Consider the following 17,562-nt stretch of genomic DNA (forward strand, 5'->3'; position numbering starts at 1 on the left):
GCGCCACCGCCGCGTGCGGGTTAGTAGAGTTCTGGGACAGCCCCTTCGCATCCAGCGGGGGCCGATGAACCTCACTGGGAGCAACACACGTGGCAGCACCGAACCGTCTCGACTCCGTCATCGCCCTGGCCAAGCGCCGCGGCTTCGTCTTCCAGGCGGGCGAGATCTACGGAGGTTCGCGGTCCGCGTGGGACTACGGGCCCCTCGGCACCGCGCTGAAAGAGAACATCAAGCAGCAGTGGTGGAAGTTCATGGTGCAGGGCCGCGACGACATCGTAGGGCTCGACTCTTCGGTGATCCTGCCCCGCCAGGTGTGGGAGGCCTCCGGCCACGTCGAGGTCTTCTCCGACCCCCTCGTCGAGTCGCTGCACACGCACCGTCGCTACCGCGCCGACCACCTGCTCGAGGCGTACGAGGCGAAGCACGGCCACCCGCCGCTCAACGGCCTCGCCGACATCCGCGACCCCGAGACCGGTCAGGAGGGTTCGTGGACCGAGCCGCAGAACTTCTCCGGGCTCCTGAAGACCTTCCTCGGCCCGGTCGACAACGAGCAGGGCATGGCGTACCTCCGCCCGGAGACGGCGCAGGGCATCTTCGTCAACTTCGCCAACGTGATGGGCGCGGCGCGCATGAAGCCGCCGTTCGGCATCGCGCAGGTCGGCAAGTCGTTCCGCAACGAGATCACGCCCGGCAACTTCATCTTCCGCACCCGCGAGTTCGAGCAGATGGAGATGGAGTTCTTCGTCGAGCCCGGCACCGACGACGAGTGGTTCCAGTACTGGATCGACGCCTGTGAGAAGTGGTACCTCGATCTCGGCATCACCCCCGAGAACATCCGCCGCTACGAGCACCCGCAGGAGAAGCTGTCGCACTACTCGAAGCAGACCGTCGACCTCGAGTACCGCTTCCGTTTCGCAGGATCCGAGTGGGGCGAGCTCATGGGCGTCGCGAACCGCACCGACTTCGACCTGTCGACGCACTCGAAGGCGTCAGGCGTCGACCTCTCCTACTTCGACCAGACGAAGAACGAGCGCTGGGTGCCGTACGTGATCGAGCCCGCTTTCGGCCTCACCCGCGCGCTGATGGCGTTCCTCGTCGACGCGTTCCACGAAGACGAGGCGCCGAACGCGAAGGGCGGCGTCGACAAGCGGACCGTGCTGAGGCTCGACCGCCGCCTCGCGCCGGTCAAGGCCGCCGTGCTCCCGCTGTCGCGCAACGAGAACCTCTCGCCGCTCGCGCGTCAGGTCGCGGCCGGGCTCCGCAAGTTCTGGAACATCGACTTCGACGACGCCGGCGCCATCGGCCGCCGGTACCGCCGCCAGGACGAAATCGGCACGCCGTTCTGCGTCACCGTCGACTTCGACTCGCTGGACGACAACGCCGTGACCGTGCGCGAGCGCGACACCATGGCGCAGGAGCGAGTGTCGCTCGACCAGCTCGAGGGCTACCTGGCTGCGCGCCTCCTCGGCGCATAGCCTCGCCGGCGCCCGGCAGGAATGCAGGCCGCCGATGCTAGGTTGCCTTCATCGTGAGTGACAGCAACAGCAGCCCCGCAGCGCCCGCAGCCATCAAGGTCGACGTCTGGTCCGACATCGCGTGTCCATGGTGCTTCATCGGCAAACGCAAGTTCGAGGCCGGTGCCGCCGGGTTCGACGGCCAGGTGGAGGTCGAGTACCACTCGTTCGAGCTCTCGCCCGACACCCCGGTGGACTTCGAGGGCAACGAGGCCGAGTTCCTCGCCACGCACAAGGGCCTCTCGGTCGAGCAGGCGCAGGGCATGCTCGACAACGTGGGCGGGATCGCCCGCTCGGTCGGCCTCGCCTACGACTTCGACGCCATGCATCACACGAACACCGTGAAGGCGCACCAGCTGATCCACTACGCCAAGGCGCGCGGAGCCCAGCTCGACATGAATGAGCGCCTCCTCGCGGCCTACTTCGAGCAGGGTCGCCACCTGGGTCGCACCGAGGTCCTCGCCGACATCGCCGCCGAGGCGGGCTTCGACCGCGACGACGTCGTCCGGTCTCTCGAGGCCGACGAGTACCTCGCCGACGTGCGCGCCGATCAGGCTCAGGCCCAGGCGTTCGGCATCAACGGGGTGCCGTTCTTCGTCTTCGAGGGCAAGTACGGGGTGTCCGGGGCGCAGGATCCCGCGACCTTCCGTCAGGTCCTCGACACCGTCGCCGCCGAGAAGGCCGGGCTCTCCTCGGTCGAGGTGGCACAGTGACCGGCGCCGGGGCCGAGGCTTCGATCCCGGCGAGCCCCTTCACCATGCTGGGGTCGCCCGACGCCCTCGCCTGCGAGGGCGACGCGTGTGTGATCCCCTCGGCGACCGTCGACCTCGACTCCGACGCGGTCGACATCGAGCCGTCGCCCCAGGAGGCCGCGGCGGCGTCCGGGCGGGCGGTCGCGGCGGCACTCGACGAGGGCGCGTCGCTCTAGCCGGTCGCGTCAGTCGCGGGGCTTCTCCTCGTCGGTGATGTCGGCGACGGTGGCCGCGTAGGCCGCGATGAGTGCGTCCGCGTCGACGAACGCGCTGTGGCCATGGGCTCCGGCGCCGAGCGCGACCCTCGTTCCGACGATCCGCTCGTCGGCGAAGACGGGCCAGGGCGTCGTGCTCCCGACGGGCGTGATGGTGCCGCGCTCGAAGCCGGTCGCGTCGAGTGCAACGTCGGGCGAGGGCATCGACAGCTTGTTGACGCCCACGACTCCGCGCAGCTTCGCCCAGGAGATCTGACGGCCGCCGGGAACCAGGGCGAAGAGGAAGCTCCCGTCGTGCTTCTTCACCACGAGACTCTTCACGATGCCCGAGGGGTCGATGCCGAGCAGCCGGGCCGCCTCGTGCAGGCTGCCCGCCTCGGGGCGGGTGGTGATGTCGATCGCGAGGCCGCGCGACGCGGCGTCGTCGAGCACTCGCTGGGTTCCGGGGGAGACGGTCACGGCGGGGACAACGGGGCGTCAGCGGTGGGCATTCCCTGATCCTGCGCCCGGATTTGTCCACAGCCGTGGGCTCGCGCCACGAACCGGGGCCGTCAGGTGCGACAATTGATGGCGATGACGACGACTCTCTCCTCCCCACGGTTGCAGGCCGAACCGCTGCGCATCGGGCCCCTGCGGCTCGATTCGCCCGTCGTGCTGGCGCCCATGGCGGGCATCACGAACACCGCGTTCCGTCGCCTGTGCCGTGAGTACGGCGCAGGCCTGTACGTGAGCGAGATGATCACCAGCCGGGCGCTCGTCGAGCGGACCCCGGAGTCGATGCGGCTGATCACGCACCACGAGAGCGAGACGACCCGCAGCATCCAGCTGTACGGCGTCGAGCCCAATACCGTCGCCGAGGCCGTCACGATGCTCGTCGCCGAAGACAGGGCCGATCACATCGACCTCAACTTCGGCTGCCCGGTGCCCAAGGTGACCCGCAAGGGCGGCGGTGCCGCGCTGCCCTGGAAGCTCGGGCTCTTCCGCGAGATCGTCGAGCGCGCCGTGAGGGCCGCCGGCGACATCCCGCTCACCGTCAAGATGCGCAAGGGCATCGACTCCGACCACCTCACCTACCTCGAGGCCGGGCGTGCGGCCGAGGGCGCGGGCGTGTCCTCGATCGCGCTGCACGCTCGCACGGCGTCCGAATTCTACTCGGGCCACGCCGACTGGTCGGCGATCGCGAAGCTGAAGGAGACGATCACGGGCGTGCCCGTGCTCGGCAACGGCGACATCTGGTCGGCCGCCGACGCGCTCCGCATGGTCGACGAGACCGGCTGCGACGGTGTCGTCGTCGGCCGCGGCTGCCTCGGTCGCCCGTGGCTCTTCGGCGACCTGGCCGCCGCCTTCCGCGGCGAGGAGCACCACGCTCAGCCGAGCCTCGGTGAGGTCGCCCGGGCGTTCCGCCGCCACGCCGAGCTGCTGGTCGAGTTCTTCGGCGACGAGGACCGCGGCTGCCGCGACATCCGGAAGCACGTCGCCTGGTATTTCAAGGGCTATCCCGTCGGTGGCGACCTCCGCGCCGCGCTGGCGACGGTGCCGAACCTCGAGGTGCTCGACGAACTGCTGGCCACGCTCGACGGCGACCTGCCGTACCCGGGCGAGGGCGCCGAGGGGCCTCGCGGCCGTGCCGGCAGCCCGAAGAGGCCGGCCCTGCCCGACCGCTGGCTCGAGAGCCGAGACCTCGATGCAGGGTTCCGCGAAGAGCTCGCCGCGGCCGAACTCCACCACAGCGGCGGCTGATCGACCGGATGACGACCTACCGAACCACCGACACCTCGTCCACCCGGTCCGCCCAGAACTCCGATCGCCCCGCGGGCGGTCTGACATCGCACAGCATCTCCGCCGCCACGGCCGCGCTCGGCTACGTCGAGCGAGACACCGAGCGGTGGCTGCCCGAGCAGCACTCGAGCCGGCGGAGCGACTTCGCCCGCGACCGTGCCCGTCTCCTGCACTCGAGCGCCCTCCGCAGGCTGGCCGCGAAGACGCAGGTGCTGAGCCCCACCGCCGGGCTCGACTTCGCCCGGAACCGCCTCACGCACTCGCTCGAGGTGGCTCAGGTCGGCCGCGAGCTCGCCACGAGTCTCGGCCTCGACCCCGACGTCGTCGACACGGCCTGCCTCGCCCACGACCTCGGCCATCCGCCCTTCGGCCACAACGGCGAGAAGGCCCTCAACGACTGGGCGGCCGACTTCGGCGGCTTCGAGGGCAACGCCCAGACCCTCCGACTGCTGACGCGGATCGAACCGAAGGTGATCGGCCTCGACGCCGCGCGCGGGGCCGGGGCGCACAGCTTCGGGCTCAACCTCACCCGGGCGAGCCTCGATGCGAGCTGCAAGTACCCGTGGCCGGCGGCGCAGGGTGTCGCCGACCCGTCGGGGCGGATGAAGTTCGGCTTCTATGACGACGACACCCCGGCCTTCGAGTGGCTGCGTCTCGGCGCACCCCGTCGGCAGCGGTGCATCGAGGCTCAGGTGATGGACCTCAGCGACGACATCGCCTACTCGGTGCACGACTTCGAAGACGCCGTCGTGAACGGATACATCGAGGTCGCCCAGCTGAACTCACCCGGCGACCACTCGGGCCTCATCGAGGCGATGCACGCGTGGGTGGGCGGAGAACTCAGCCGCGACGAGCTCGCCGAGGCGTTCGACCGGCTGCGGTCGCTCGACGTCTGGCTCGACTCGTACGACGGCGGCCGCCTCGACCAGGCGAGACTGAAGAACCTCACCAGTCAGCTGATCGGCCGATTCGCGGCGTCCGCCACCCAGGCGACGCACGAGCACTATCCGCAGGCGAGCCTCATCCGGTTCTCGGCCAGCGTCGTGATCCCGGCCGAGATCATCGGCGAGATCGCGGCTCTCAAGGGCATCGTCGCGGCCTTCGTGATGACGCGCAACACGCGCCAGCCGATCTACGTGCAGCAGCGCGAGCTGCTCGCCGGCCTCGCCGACGCCCTGTGGGCCTCTGGGCCGGACCGCCTCGACCCCGGCTTCGCTCTCGACTGGAGCGAGGCGGCCGACGACGACGCGCGTCGACGGGTGATCGTCGACCAGGTGGCGTCGCTGACCGACCAGAGCGCGATGGCGTGGCACGACCGGCTGGTGCGGGCGTGACGACCCCGACCACGCAGGCCCTGAGCGGCCCCGGGGCAGTGTCGGCCGTCGATCGTAGGGTGGTCGTGTGCCCGGTCTGATCCTGCGAAACGACATCGACGAGGTGCGGTCGCGGGTCAACATCGCCGACATCGTCTCGGACTACGTGAGCCTCAAGGGCGCCGGCATCGGCTCGATGAAGGGTCTCTGCCCGTTCCACGACGAGCGCAGCCCCAGCTTCCACGTCCGGCCGCAGGCCGGGCGGTACCACTGCTTCGGCTGCGGCGAGGACGGCGACGTCTTCAGCTTCATCCAGAAGATGGACCACACGACCTTCCAGGAGGCCGTGGAGCGCATGGCGGCGCGCATCAACTTCACGCTCCACTACGAGGACGGCGGCCAGGCCTCCGACCACGGCAACCGAGCACGCCTGCTCGCCGCCAACGAGGCGGCGCGCGAGTTCTTCGTCGAGCACCTCACGGCCGCCGACGCCGAGCCCGGCCGACGATTCCTCGGCGAACGCGGGTTCGACCCGACCGCCGCCGCGCGCTTCGGCGTCGGCTTCGCTCCGAAATCCTTCGACGCCCTGCGCACGCACCTCAAGGGCCGCGGCTTCAGCGAGGAAGAGCTGGTGACGGCGGGCCTGCTGAGCCAGGGCGACCGCAACGTCTACGACCGGTTCCGTGGTCGGCTGATCTGGCCGATCCGCGACGTGACGGGTGCCACCATCGGGTTCGGCGCCCGCAAGCTCCTCGACGACGACAACGGCCCGAAGTACCTCAACACGCCCGAGACGCCCGTCTACCACAAGTCGCAGGTGCTCTACGGGATCGACCTCGCCCGCCGCGACATCTCCAAAGACAAGCGCGTCGTGATCGTCGAGGGCTATACCGACGTCATGGCCTGCCACCTGGCCGGGGTCACGACGGCGGTCGCCACCTGCGGCACGAGCTTCGGGGTCGACCACATCAAGGTGCTCCGGCCGATGCTGGGCGACAGCCGAGGCTCCGACGTCTCGGCCGCCGGCGAGGTCGTTTTCACATTCGACCCCGACGAGGCCGGTCAGCGGGCCGCCAGCCGCGCCTTCGCGGAGGAGCAGCGCTTCGCCGCCCAGACGTTCGTCGCAGTCGCGCCCGACAACCTCGACCCGTGCGACCTCCGGCTCAACCGGGGCGACGACGCCGTGCGCCGCCTGGTCGAAGGCAAGCGGCCGATGTTCGAGTTCATGATCAAGCGGACCCTCGCCGGTCACGACCTCGAGACCGTCGAGGGGCGGGTCGCGGCCCTCCGCGCGTCCGCGCCCGTGGTCGCGGGGATCCGCGACGTGTCGATGACCTCCGGGTACGTGCGGCAGCTCGCCGGCTGGCTGGGCGTCGACCCGCCCGACGTGCAGAGCGCCGTCGACGCGGCGCGGCGACAGCTGGCGCACGCGCCGAAGGCCGTGGAGCGCCTCGCTCCGGCGAGCGAGCCGGGGCGCCAGTCGATCACCAGCCTGCCCGAGCTGCCGCCGGTCGACGAGTCGGCGAGCATTCTGCGCCTGCCCGACGACCCCGCCACGAGGCTGGAACGCGACGCCCTCATGGCGATCCTGCAGCACCCCGCGCAGGCGCCGCGCGACCTGACGGTCCAGGCAGTCTTCTCGCAGCTGAACAATCCCTCCCTCGCCGTCGTCCGCGACGCCCTCGCTGCGAGCCTCGATTCGCTCGACGCGGCCAACTTCGTCGACGTGGTCCTCGAGCAGACACCGGCGCCGTTCGCGCAGCTCGTCAAGGAGCTCGCCGTGGGGCCGCTTCCCGAGCGCGAGGGCAGCGACATGGGGCTCTACTGCACGGGCGTGCTCTCGTCGCTCGTCGAGCGCGACCTGCTCCGGCAGAAGGCCGAGCTTCTCGGCCGCCTCCACCGCACGGACGCGAAGACCGAGCCCGAGGCACGGCGTGAGATCGCCCAGAAGCTCGTCGAGATCGAGTCCTCGCGGCGGCGGCTGCGCAACGAATAGGGAGTGAGGGGCATTCGCCGTGCGGGTGCCCGATCCTGCGACCTCGCCGTGGCGGTCCGGCTCGGCTCACAGGGGCGTCGATAGGGTGGACGGACGTCGACGAAAGAGTTCTGCCGCGTGACCGACACCACCGCCCCCACCCTCTCCGAGCCCGTGATCGTCGCCGACGATCTGTCGCTCGTCTACCCGGCCCGCAGCGGCCGGCCCGAGGTGCGCGCGGTCGACGGCGTCAGCGTGACCCTGCACGAGGGCGAGGTCCTCGCCGTGCTCGGGGCGAGCGGATCGGGCAAGTCGACGCTGGCCCTCGGGCTCTCGGGTCGCGCCTACGGCAGGCGGCCGCCGGAGGGCATGCCGACTCTCGCCGGTGGCGAGCTGACGGTCGTGGGGGAGCGGATCAAGACGATCTCGCAACGTCGCCGCGACCGCCTCACCGGGACGGTCGGCTACCTCTCGCAGCGCGACGGCGACGAGCTGAACCCCGACCTCACCGTCGGCGAGGCGGTCGCCGAGCCGCTGTACGAACGCGACCGCCGCTTCGACCGCACCGAGGCGGGCCGGCTCGTGTCGGTGCTCATCGACGCAGTGCACCTGCCCCTCGGCACGATGCTCAAGCAGACGTGGGAGCTCAGCGCGGGCCAGCGTCAGCGCGTCGCCCTGGCCCGCAGCCTCGTACTCGAGCCCCGCGTGCTCATCGCCGACGAGCCCGCCCGCGGCGTCGACGTGCTCGTGCGACGATCCGTCCTCGAGCTGCTCAGCACCCTGCACGGCAACCGCCGGTTCTCGGCCGTCGTCGTGACGTCGTCGGTCGACGAGGCCAGGGCCGTCGCCGACCGGATGGTCGTGCTCCGCGAGGGCCGCGTCGTCGGCTTCGGCGAGATCGACGACGTGCTCGAGTCCGCCGTCGACCCCTACGTCAAGGCTCTGTCGCAGGCCTCGCCTCTCGACATCGTCCCTGATTCCGACCGCACCCCGAAGAAGCACAAGCCCTAGGAGATCGCACCCGTGTCGTCCACGAACGCCACCCGCGGCCACCGCGCCGTCCTCACCGAATCCGCGCCGCTCGACGCCGAGCACCGCCCGACCCCCGGCGCAATCTCGATCGGCCCCGAGTCCACCGAGCTCTTCGAGACCGCCGTGCGCGAGGCGGGCGGCACCCTCGTGCCGCTCGGCGACGAGACGCGCGGCCTGATGTGGCTCTCGCACCGGGCCGTCGACGAGCTCGACGAGGTGCTCCAGGCGCATCCGGGCATCGAGTGGGTGCAGATGCCGATGGCGGGCGTCGACATGTTCGCCGGCGTGATGGCGAAGTACGCCGACCGCCCCAAGCCCCTCTGGACGAGCGCGAAGGGCGCCTACTCCGAGCCGGTCGCCGAGCACGCCCTGGCCCTCGCGCTCGGCCTGCTCCGTGTCTTCCCCGAGCGGGTCCGCGCCGAGAGCTGGGCCACCGTGCCGAAGGGCATCTCGCTGTACGGCCTGAACGTCGTGATCGTGGGTGCGGGCGGCATCGCGCTCGAGATCATGCGCCTGCTCGAGCCGTTCGACACCACCGTCACCATCGTGCGCAGGAGCACGACGCCCGTCGCCGGAGCATCGCGCACCGTCGCGGCATCCTCCCTCGCCGAAGTCCTGCCCGACGCCGACGTGGTGATCGTCGCGGCGGCGATGACGACCGACACGTCGAAGATGTTCGGCGCCACGGAGTTCGCGCTCATGAAGGAGTCCGCGATCCTGGTCAACATCGCCCGGGGCGGGCTCGTCGACACCGACGCGCTGGTTGAGGCTCTGCGGTCCGAGCGTCTGTGGGGCGCGGGGCTCGACGTCACTGACCCCGAGCCCCTGCCCGACGGCCACCCGCTGTGGACGGAGCCGCGCGCGCTCATCACGCCGCACCAGGCCGACACACCCGAGATGACCGCGCCTCTGCTCGCCGAGCGTATCCGGCACAATGTGCGGGCGCTGGCGGGTGACGGCGAGTTCATCGGGGTGGTCGACCCGGCTGCGGGCTACTAGGCGCGGGGGTCGCTCGGGGTCGAGCCCTGGGGTCCCTGCGGACCCTGCTGCGACGGACCCTGCTGCGACGGCCCCTGCGGGCGACCGTACGGTGCCTGCGGGCCGAACGACGGCTGCCCTGCCCGCAGCACCTCGAGCCTCGCGCGGTACTCGACCTCGTCGATGTCACCGCGGGCGAAGCGGTCGGCGAGCACCTGCTCGGCCTGCTGGGTGCCCGATCCGGCCCACTGGCCGCCGTGACCCCAGCCGCCGCCCCAAGGGCCGCCGAAGCCGCGGCCGAACGGCCCGCCATAAGGGCTGTAGCCGTTCTGGGCCCAGAACGCCATGGCGCGACGGCGCCGACGCCCGAAGACGATCGCCAGGACCACGATGACCGCGATCCAGAAGAGCGGAACGAAGAGGAAGAACGGGAAGAAGGCGTGCCCGCCGTACCCCCACGGGCCCATGCCGTGGAAGGCGAGCGGTGCTGCTGCGAGTGCGGTGTTCATCGGAACGGTCCTTTGTCGTGAGATGAAGGCCCGGTGGTCGGGCCAGGCCCGGTGATCCGGGCTCTGACATCAGCATCGCCGTCCGTGCCGCCGGGCGAATCCGCCGGCCGGAGCGACTGGCGTACTCCCGGGGGAGCAGCGCACGCGACTCGGTGAGACCAGGGTGCCGTCAGCGCCAGCCCGGCTGCACGAGCCCGGTCTCGTAGGCGACGACGACGAGGTGCACGCGATCGCGCGACCCAAGCTTCGTCATGATCCTCGACACGTGCGTCTTCGCCGTCAGCGGGCTCAGGAACAGCCTCGCACCGATCTCCGCATTGGTGAGCCCCTGGCCGACCAGGGTGAGCACGTCACGCTCCCGATCGGTGAGCACGTCGAGAACCGCGGTGTCCGCAGGATCGCGAAGCCCGCCCGCCACACGCTCGAGCAGCCTCCTGGTCACCCCCGGCGACAGCAGCGCCTCGCCGGCGGCGGCGACCCGCACCGCGCGGATCAGCTCGACCGGCTCGGTGTCCTTCACGAGGAACCCGCTCGCGCCCGCCCGGATCGCCTGCGCCACGTACTCGTCGAGCTCGAAGGTCGTGACGACGACGATCCGCGTTCCGGCGAGCGATGGGTCGCCGACGATCTGCTCGGTCGCCCAGAGGCCGTCGCCGTCGGGCATCCGGATGTCCATGAGGACGACGTCGGGGCGCGTGGAGCGGACCACCGCGAGGGTCTCGGATCCTGCGCCCGCCTCGCCCACCACCTCGATGTCGGGCTCGGAGTCGAGAAGGGCGTGGAAGCCGGCTCGGATCAGCTGCTGGTCGTCGGCGACGACGACGCGGATCACGGGGTGCTCCCGCGCACGGGGATCCGCGCGACGACCTCGAAGCCGCCGCCCGCCGCGGGCCCGGCCGACAGCGTGCCGCCGAGGAGCTCTGCGCGTTCGCGCATGCCCGTGATGCCTCGACCCGGAACGGGCGCAGGATCGTGCCCACGACCGTCGTCGCGGATCGTCGCCACGCAGGCCCCTGCCTCTCGGGCGAGCCCCACGTCCACGACGGTGGCGTTCGCATGGCGGGCGGCGTTCGTCAGCGCCTCCTGGACGATGCGGTAGAGGGCGAGCTGCACGGCGTGCGGCACGTCGGTGCCGAGCCGGTCGTCGAGGCGCACCTCGAGCCCGCCACGTCCGACGGCGGCCACGAGCGACGGCAGGCGGGACAGGTCGGGCGCGGGGGAGCGGGACGCGGCCTCCTCGCCCGGGACGCTGCCCTCTTGTCGCAGGAAGCCGAGGACTCCGCGGACCTCCTCGAGAGCCTGACCGCTCGTCAGCTTGATGGCTGCGAGGCTGTCCTTCGCCTTGTCGGGCTGCGCGTCGAAGAGGTGCAGGCCGACGTTCGCCTGCACGCTGATCTGCGAGAGCGAGTGAGCGAGGACGTCGTGGAGCTCTCGGGCGATCCGCAGTCGCTCGGCCTCGCTCTCGGCCCGTCTCCGTTCCGCGACCTGGCGGGAGACCTCGCGCCAGCGTTCGCGCCGCGCGCGGAAGACCTCGCCGAGGCCGACGAAGAAGCACAGGGCGAGGGCGACGGCCAGCGGACGGATGCTCGAGACCGGGGTGCGGGTGACGGCGTAGACGACGCTGGGGACGATCACGGCGACTCCGGCGAGCGTCGACCAGACCCAGACCCTCGCGCCGCGGATCGTTGCGCTCACCACGGCGATCGCCAGCGGGATCGCGGCGACCGGCGGGCCGGTCGACAGTGCGAGTGCCGAGGCGGCCAGGAGCGCCACGACCACCACGGTCGGGCCGGGCCACCGTCGGCGGGCGATGAGGGCCAGGGCTGCGGCGATCCCGAGGCCGAACGCGACGAGGGCGAGGGCCGTCGGGTGATGCCCTCGCCCGTGGACTCCGAGCGCGGGGAGTTGCAGGACGATGCTCAGGATCGGCGGAAACCAGCGGGAGCCCTCACGCCGGCGGCGCGGGAAGCCCTGCTCGTTCCACATGCCCCCACGGTAGTGCGCAGTGGCGCGGGCGGCGTCCGCCGACGGTACTCGCCCCCTACTCCCGCGGGAGTACTGCCCTCGCGGCGAAGCCGCCCAAAGGATAAGGCCCCGCGGGTGGAGCCGCGGGGCCTTCAGCATCAGATGAATGCTGTGCTCCCCGACTTGGACTCGAACCAAGAACCTGCCGGTTAACAGCCGGCTGCTCTGCCAATTGAGCTATCGAGGACTACTGCTCGTTCATGGACTGTCGAACGAGCGACCACAACTCTAGCAAACGTTTCGACCGCGGGTGACCACTCGACGCGCCGTCAGCCCTCCGGGTGGTCGACGCCGGGCAGCCAGGTCTGGCCGGGCGAGCCCCAGCTGTTCTTCCTGATCGTCTTGGCGACGGCCTTCGAGTAGGGGTGCTCGAGGCGGTCTGCGTAGAGCACGCCGTCGAGGTGGTCGTATTCGTGCTGGAAGATGCGCGCCAGCCAGCCGTGCGCTTCGATCTCGAACGGGTTTCGGTCGAGGTCGAGAGCGCGGAGGATCACCCCCTCGGCGCGTCGCAGCGGGAATCTCTCGCCCGGGATCGACAGGCAGCCTTCCGACTCGTCCTCTTCGTCGAGCGGCTCGATCGACAGGGGAGACTGCCAGAGCACGGGGTTGATCGCCTCACCGCGCCAGACCGTGCCTTCGTCGTCGGTGTACGAGTAGACGAACAGCCTCAGCGGAAGCCCGACCTGCGGGCCGGCGAGGCCGACGCCGGGCGCGGCGTCCATCGTCTCGAGCATGTCCGCGACGAGGTCGCGGAGGGTGTCGTCGAAGTCGGTGACGTCGTGCGCGCGCTCGTGGAGCACGGGCTCGCCGGTGATGGTGATGGGTCGGACGGCCATCCGTCCAGCCTAACGGCGGGCCTCGGGGTAGCGTGTGGGAGTGTCTTCGAACCTCAGCGACCTGACCTCCCAGGTCTCTCTGACTCCGTATCAGGCACTCGGGATTCCGATCGCGGTCGTCGGGGCCCTCTTCCTCTCGACGGGCACACAGCTTCAGAGCCGCGGCGTGGCGAAGATCGAACGGCTTCACGGGCGAGCGACGAAGGGGTTCAACGTCCGCCAGCTCCTGCGCCTGGTGGGTCGCCCGTCGTGGGTCATCGGCACGCTGCTGTGCGCCCTCGCCATCGTGTTCCAGCTGACCAGCCTCAGCTTCGCGCCGCTCATCGTCGTGCAGCCGCTGGGCGCCGTCGCTCTCGTCGTGACGGCCCTGGTGAACTCGCGGGTGTCGCGTCAGCGACTCGATCGCCGCACGAAGCGCTCGATCGCGTTCTGCGTCGGCGGGGTCGGGCTCTTCGTCACGGTGGCGGCCATCACGGCCACGGAGCCGCCGATCACGACCGGCCAGCTCGTGGCTGTCCTGATCATCCTCGCCGTCGTGTTCGCGATCTTCCTGGTGGCGTTCACGATGTTCCGGCACAGGATCCGCGCCCTCTTCTACGTGATCGGCGCGGGCTTCATGTACGGATTCGTCGCCACTCTGGCGAAGATCATCATCAACCGGATCGAGCAGCACGAGTTCGACGTCCTCACCGTCGTCTGCTTCCTGGCCCTGTGCGTCGTGGGCCTCCTGGGCGGCTACTTCGTCACGAACGCGTACTCGTCCGGACCGCCCGACCTCGTCATCGCGGGGCTCACGGTCGTCGACCCAATGGTCGCGATCGGCGTGGGGATCCTGGTGCTCGGCGAGGCCGCTCACGCGCCCTGGTGGGCGGCGGTCCTGTTCCTCATCGCGGGCGCCATCGCGGTCTTCGGCGTGTTCCAGCTGGCGAAATACCATCCTCAGACGAGGGGCTGAGTTAGCCTGGGCGGGCCAGACATCCCTCCGTGTGCACTGAAACGGTAAGGACACTCTCTTCGTGAGCGACCACCATCCCCGTGACGAGTCCCGTCGTCTCCGCGTCCTGATAGCGGGCGACACGTTCCCGCCCGACGTGAACGGCGCGGCGAACTTCACCGAGCGACTCGCCGTCGGCCTCGCCGGCCGCGGCCACGACGTCCACGTCGTCGCACCCGCCGCCACGCGGAAGCACGGCACGTTCCGTGAGGAGCACGGCGGGGCCACGCTGACCGTGCACCGACTCAACTCCACGCGCTGGCCGCTGCACGACTGGCTCCGCTTCGCCACGCCGTGGATGGTGCAGCACCACACGCGGCCGATCGTCGACTCGTTCCACCCGGACGTCGTCCACATCCAGGCCCACATCGTCATCGGTCGAGGCCTCACGAAGGTCGCGCGCGATCGCGGAATCCGCGTCATCGCCACGAATCACTTCATGCCCGACAACCTCGTCGAGCACGCCCCGCCGATGCCGAAGAAGCTGCTCGACTGGATCGCGAAGAGGGCCTGGCAGGACGCCGCCAACACCTACCGGCACGTCCAGGCGCTGACGACGCCGACGCGCAAAGCGGCCAACTACCTCGAAGAGGCCACCGGCATGCACGGCGTGTACGCCATCTCCTGCGGCATCGACGCCCGCGACTACACGGCGCGGCTCGACCGGCCCCGGCAGAACCGCATCGTGTTCGTCGGTCGCGTCACCGCCGAGAAGAACATCGACGTCCTGCTCCGCGCGATGACCAAGCTCTCGCCCGACCTCGACGCCTCGCTGACGGTCGTCGGCGGCGGGGACCTGCTGGGCAAGCTCACCCAGATGACCGTCGACCTGGGGCTCGCCGACCGTGTCACGTTCACCGGCTACACCTCCGACGAGGAGCTCCGCCACATCCTGACCGGGGCGACGGTCTTCGCGATGCCGTCGACCGCCGAGCTGCAGAGCATCGCGAGCCTCGAGGCCATGGCCTCCGGCCTGCCCGTCGTCGCCGCCGACGCCATGGCTCTTCCCCATCTCGTCGACCCCGGATCGAACGGCTACCTGTTCACCCCCGGCGACTCCGACGACCTCGCGGCGAAGCTGACGGCGGTGCTGACGCAGAGCGACGACGACTACGTCGCAATGCGACGAGCCAGCCTGAAGATGATCGAGCCGCACGACATCAACCGCACTCTCGACACGTTCGAGAAGCTGTATCGTGGTGAGCCGGTGGCAGCCCAAGCCGCCGACGCCCCGAGCGGTCGCGAGAGCACCGCGGGGGCGCGGGGCGGTAGCTCAGCTGGTTAGAGCATCGGACTGATAACATCTCAATCATCGCCTCACATGCGCGTGTTTATGGGGATGTAGCGGGTTCGGACCCACTAACGGGACCACTAAGTCCTATTCGGCAACGCGTTACAGGGCCCTCCCCGCAGAGACAGTGGGTCCGCCCTAGAATCGGGTGCAACGGATTGCCGCTAGGGGCGGTAGCCAAGCTGGTTAAGGCACTGGGCTCATAACCCAAAGATGCGTGGGTTCAAGTCCCACCCGCCCCACTCGTAAACAAGGGACGTCGATGGCTCAGAACATCACTGAAAACGATCTAGTCATTCAGTCGAGCGACATGGCTCTCGTGAATATTTCGACATTGGCGGCATCGGGAGCTCTGGACCTGAGTCCCCGATTTCAACGGCGCAATCGCTGGGACCGCGAGCGTCAGAGCCAACTCATCGAATCGTTCCTGACAAACGTTCCCGTTCCTCCCGTGTATCTGGCCGAAGAATCACGTGGCACATTTGCCGTGATCGACGGCAAGCAGCGATTGACGGCGATCACGGAGTACTTCGACAATGTGTATCCCATCACCGATCTACAACTCCGCGGTGAGCTGGAGGGGACCTACTTTCGAGACTTGCCTCTGGAGGTTTCAGCATCCTTGAGCATGCGGCCTCTTCGTGCTGTTACAGTTCTGCGCCAGACTCCGGACTGGGTCAAGCATCAGGTCTTCATTCGCTTGAACCGCGGGGGGCAACCTCTCAATGCTCAAGAAATTCGCAACGTGGCATTCGCTGGCCAGCTCAACGACTCAATCATTGAAGCTTCGGCCGACCCATTTCTCCAACGCCAGTTAAAAATCACGTCGCCGAATTCACCCTCATATGCCGACATGACGGACGTAGAATTTGTAGTTCGATTCTTCGCTGTCGGCGAGTCTTGGAGTCGATTTGGTGGCAGCATGCGGGATGCCATGGACGATTTTATGGCCAAGCATTTCAAGGCGGGTCGGACTGAGGTGTCCGCCCTTATAGAGCGATTCAAGAGAGCGCTCAGGTACTGCGAAGCCATCTGGGGAGATCGAGCCTTTCAGCGGTTCGATCGCGGCCAATGGCGAGACCAACTAATCGGAGGAATGTACGACGCCCAAATGGTTGCGGTCGACCAGTTGCCGGATTTCATATTGGAACACGTCGTCAACAATTCTTCAAACGCCATCTCGCACACGCAGCGTCTTTTTACCCACGAGGACTTTGATCAAGCAGTTCGCGTTGCAACAAACACGCCAAGCCGTGTCCAACTGAGAGTCAATCGCGTCGTCGAGACACTTAGGGCAATTTAGCTTGTGTCCTCAGTCGACAAATTCATTAGAGGCCTGGACGAGGTTGACGAAGCACTCGACTTCTCATTGAGGCCGCCCTTGGGCACTCCCACGAGTGTAATTGCCGGCTTGCACCGGTCCACTGCCGTGGGTGTTCTCGTGCTCCTCGAAGAGTTCTTGCGCGATAGGGCGGCAGAATGGAGTCACTTTCTCACGTCGGCCCGGATTAATCCGAGCCAATTGCCCGGTGGAGCCGTGTCTTACCAGGACCGTATGGTTGAGGCCTTGCCTGGCGCATACAGGCGAACAGCAGTGGTAAATCGAAGCATTCTCGCTCAGGGGTTCTCGAAGACGGTGGCGTCTCTCGCCGGCAATTCGCTCGAGTCGCACGAGATTCTATTCGACTGGAGTGGTTCAAACATCGACGCGGCCGATGTCGAATCAATATTGAAATTGGTCGGCATTGGTAAGGCTTGGGATCAAATGACCGTCTTCTGGAAAATTCTTGACAGGACGGCCCCGAATCAAAGTGCTCGAAACTTGCTAAATGAAGTGACCTCGTCCCGGCACCGAGCAGCCCATGCCCTCAACCCGGCCCTGGCTCAAACCACCCTGCTAGCTCTGAGCCGGAACGCTCGACTTACCGCGATTCTCATTGATGCTCTTGTATCGACTGCCTTGGTCAAGCTGGCTCGGGGCGATGTCCCTGGAAATGCCATCAGCAACTCCATCCGGATTCGCAGGATCGAGAGAGACAGCTCACGCTGGTCGGAGTACGGCCCCAAGGCCACCCGGGCGTTCAGACGCCACCCGGACTTGCAGACAGCGTTGACTGAGGCCGCAGGACGCGCCAAGGCTCGAGACGAATTCGTCGTCGCGGTCGACGGTGGCGAAATAAAGGACTGGCGCTCTCTCATCTGACCGTGCTTCGAGAGTGGGTGTCGAGTGTGGATCTTGGCAACGTGGACCCACTAACTAGACCCACTAAGTTCTATGGAGGTTTGATGCGCGACTCCAGTCGGCCCTTCGATGCCGGTCAATTGCCCGCATGGCATTTCCGATCTCGC

17 protein-coding genes and 2 tRNA genes are annotated in these 17,562 nt (G+C 68.5%); 13 read left to right on the forward strand and 6 right to left on the reverse strand.

The features are described from left to right. Positions 1-89: 89 nt before the first annotated feature. The 3 genes from C8E83_RS05050 to C8E83_RS05060 are packed head-to-tail and all read left to right on the forward strand — an operon-like array spanning position 90 to position 2,442. Positions 90-1,475 (forward strand): glycine--tRNA ligase, encoded by a 1,386-nt coding sequence (locus C8E83_RS05050; protein WP_121368725.1) that lies wholly within the window; start codon positions 90-92, stop codon positions 1,473-1,475. A 53-nt stretch (positions 1,476-1,528) separates the two neighbouring features. Further along, positions 1,529-2,227, forward strand: a complete 699-nt coding sequence (locus C8E83_RS05055) for a DsbA family oxidoreductase (protein ID WP_121368726.1) — start codon at positions 1,529-1,531, stop codon at positions 2,225-2,227. After that, complete coding sequence (locus C8E83_RS05060) at positions 2,224-2,442, forward strand: hypothetical protein (protein WP_121368727.1); 219 nt, start codon at positions 2,224-2,226, stop codon at positions 2,440-2,442. Before C8E83_RS05055 ends, C8E83_RS05060 begins: the two co-directional genes overlap by 4 nt. A 9-nt stretch (positions 2,443-2,451) precedes the next feature. Here C8E83_RS05060 and C8E83_RS05065 read toward each other — a convergent pair whose 3' ends face one another. After that, positions 2,452-2,940 carry an aminoacyl-tRNA deacylase gene (locus C8E83_RS05065; protein WP_121368728.1) on the reverse strand — a complete coding sequence of 163 codons (489 nt, stop codon included), beginning with the start codon at positions 2,938-2,940 and terminating at the stop codon, positions 2,452-2,454. A gap of 108 nt (positions 2,941-3,048) precedes the next feature. Between C8E83_RS05065 and dusB the strand changes: the two genes are divergently transcribed. From dusB to C8E83_RS05090, 5 genes are all read left to right on the forward strand, one after another. Continuing rightward, the gene (dusB, locus tag C8E83_RS05070; protein ID WP_425454754.1) at positions 3,049-4,221 is read left to right on the forward strand and encodes a tRNA dihydrouridine synthase DusB; all 1,173 of its coding nucleotides are present in this window, start codon (positions 3,049-3,051) and stop codon (positions 4,219-4,221) included. Positions 4,222-4,229: 8 nt separating this feature from the next. Next, positions 4,230-5,594 (forward strand): deoxyguanosinetriphosphate triphosphohydrolase, encoded by a 1,365-nt coding sequence (locus C8E83_RS05075; RefSeq protein ID WP_121368729.1) that lies wholly within the window; start codon positions 4,230-4,232, stop codon positions 5,592-5,594. A 67-nt stretch (positions 5,595-5,661) separates the two neighbouring features. Then, positions 5,662-7,569, forward strand: coding sequence for a DNA primase (gene dnaG, locus C8E83_RS05080; protein ID WP_121368730.1), 1,908 nt, complete (start codon positions 5,662-5,664; stop codon positions 7,567-7,569). A 117-nt stretch (positions 7,570-7,686) separates the two neighbouring features. Next, positions 7,687-8,559, forward strand: coding sequence for an ATP-binding cassette domain-containing protein (locus C8E83_RS05085; RefSeq protein ID WP_121368731.1), 873 nt, complete (start codon positions 7,687-7,689; stop codon positions 8,557-8,559). A 3-nt stretch (positions 8,560-8,562) separates the two neighbouring features. Next, entirely contained in the window at positions 8,563-9,579 is a 1,017-nt protein-coding gene (locus C8E83_RS05090) for a D-isomer specific 2-hydroxyacid dehydrogenase family protein (RefSeq protein ID WP_121368732.1), read from the forward strand. Here C8E83_RS05090 and C8E83_RS05095 read toward each other — a convergent pair. From C8E83_RS05095 to def, 5 genes are all read right to left on the reverse strand, one after another. Then, positions 9,576-10,067 carry an SHOCT domain-containing protein gene (locus C8E83_RS05095; protein WP_211331664.1) on the reverse strand — a complete coding sequence of 164 codons (492 nt, stop codon included), beginning with the start codon at positions 10,065-10,067 and terminating at the stop codon, positions 9,576-9,578. The genes C8E83_RS05090 and C8E83_RS05095 overlap by 4 nt on opposite strands. Before the next feature lie 169 nt (positions 10,068-10,236). Beyond that, entirely contained in the window at positions 10,237-10,899 is a 663-nt protein-coding gene (locus C8E83_RS05100) for a response regulator (RefSeq protein WP_121368733.1), read from the reverse strand. Next, positions 10,896-12,053, reverse strand: coding sequence for a sensor histidine kinase (locus C8E83_RS05105; RefSeq protein WP_170159851.1), 1,158 nt, complete (start codon positions 12,051-12,053; stop codon positions 10,896-10,898). The genes C8E83_RS05100 and C8E83_RS05105 overlap by 4 nt, the downstream gene beginning before the upstream one ends. Before the next feature lie 153 nt (positions 12,054-12,206). Further along, positions 12,207-12,279: transfer RNA gene (locus C8E83_RS05110), tRNA-Asn, on the reverse strand. 82 nt (positions 12,280-12,361) lie between these two features. Further along, on the reverse strand, positions 12,362-12,928 hold the full coding sequence (gene def / locus C8E83_RS05115) for a peptide deformylase (protein ID WP_121368735.1): 567 nt from the start codon (positions 12,926-12,928) through the stop codon (positions 12,362-12,364). 40 nt (positions 12,929-12,968) lie between these two features. Between def and C8E83_RS05120 the strand changes: the two genes are divergently transcribed. The 5 genes from C8E83_RS05120 to C8E83_RS19150 all read left to right on the forward strand — a co-directional run bounded on the left by C8E83_RS05120 (position 12,969) and on the right by C8E83_RS19150 (position 17,416). Then, positions 12,969-13,883, forward strand: a complete 915-nt coding sequence (locus tag C8E83_RS05120; protein ID WP_121368736.1) for a DMT family transporter — start codon at positions 12,969-12,971, stop codon at positions 13,881-13,883. Positions 13,884-13,944: 61 nt separating this feature from the next. Continuing rightward, on the forward strand, positions 13,945-15,207 hold the full coding sequence (locus C8E83_RS05125) for a glycosyltransferase (RefSeq protein ID WP_245981428.1): 1,263 nt from the start codon (positions 13,945-13,947) through the stop codon (positions 15,205-15,207). Between the two features lie 173 nt (positions 15,208-15,380). Beyond that, positions 15,381-15,455, forward strand: a tRNA-Ile gene (locus tag C8E83_RS05130). Between the two features lie 20 nt (positions 15,456-15,475). After that, positions 15,476-16,516, forward strand: a complete 1,041-nt coding sequence (locus C8E83_RS05135) for a DUF262 domain-containing protein (RefSeq protein WP_211331665.1) — start codon at positions 15,476-15,478, stop codon at positions 16,514-16,516. A 138-nt stretch (positions 16,517-16,654) separates the two neighbouring features. Next, positions 16,655-17,416, forward strand: a complete 762-nt coding sequence (locus tag C8E83_RS19150; RefSeq protein ID WP_147430086.1) for a hypothetical protein — start codon at positions 16,655-16,657, stop codon at positions 17,414-17,416. The last annotated feature ends 146 nt before the right edge of the window (positions 17,417-17,562 follow it).

The organism is Frondihabitans australicus (assembly GCF_003634555.1).
In the GTDB taxonomy this organism is placed as follows: domain Bacteria; phylum Actinomycetota; class Actinomycetes; order Actinomycetales; family Microbacteriaceae; genus Frondihabitans; species Frondihabitans australicus.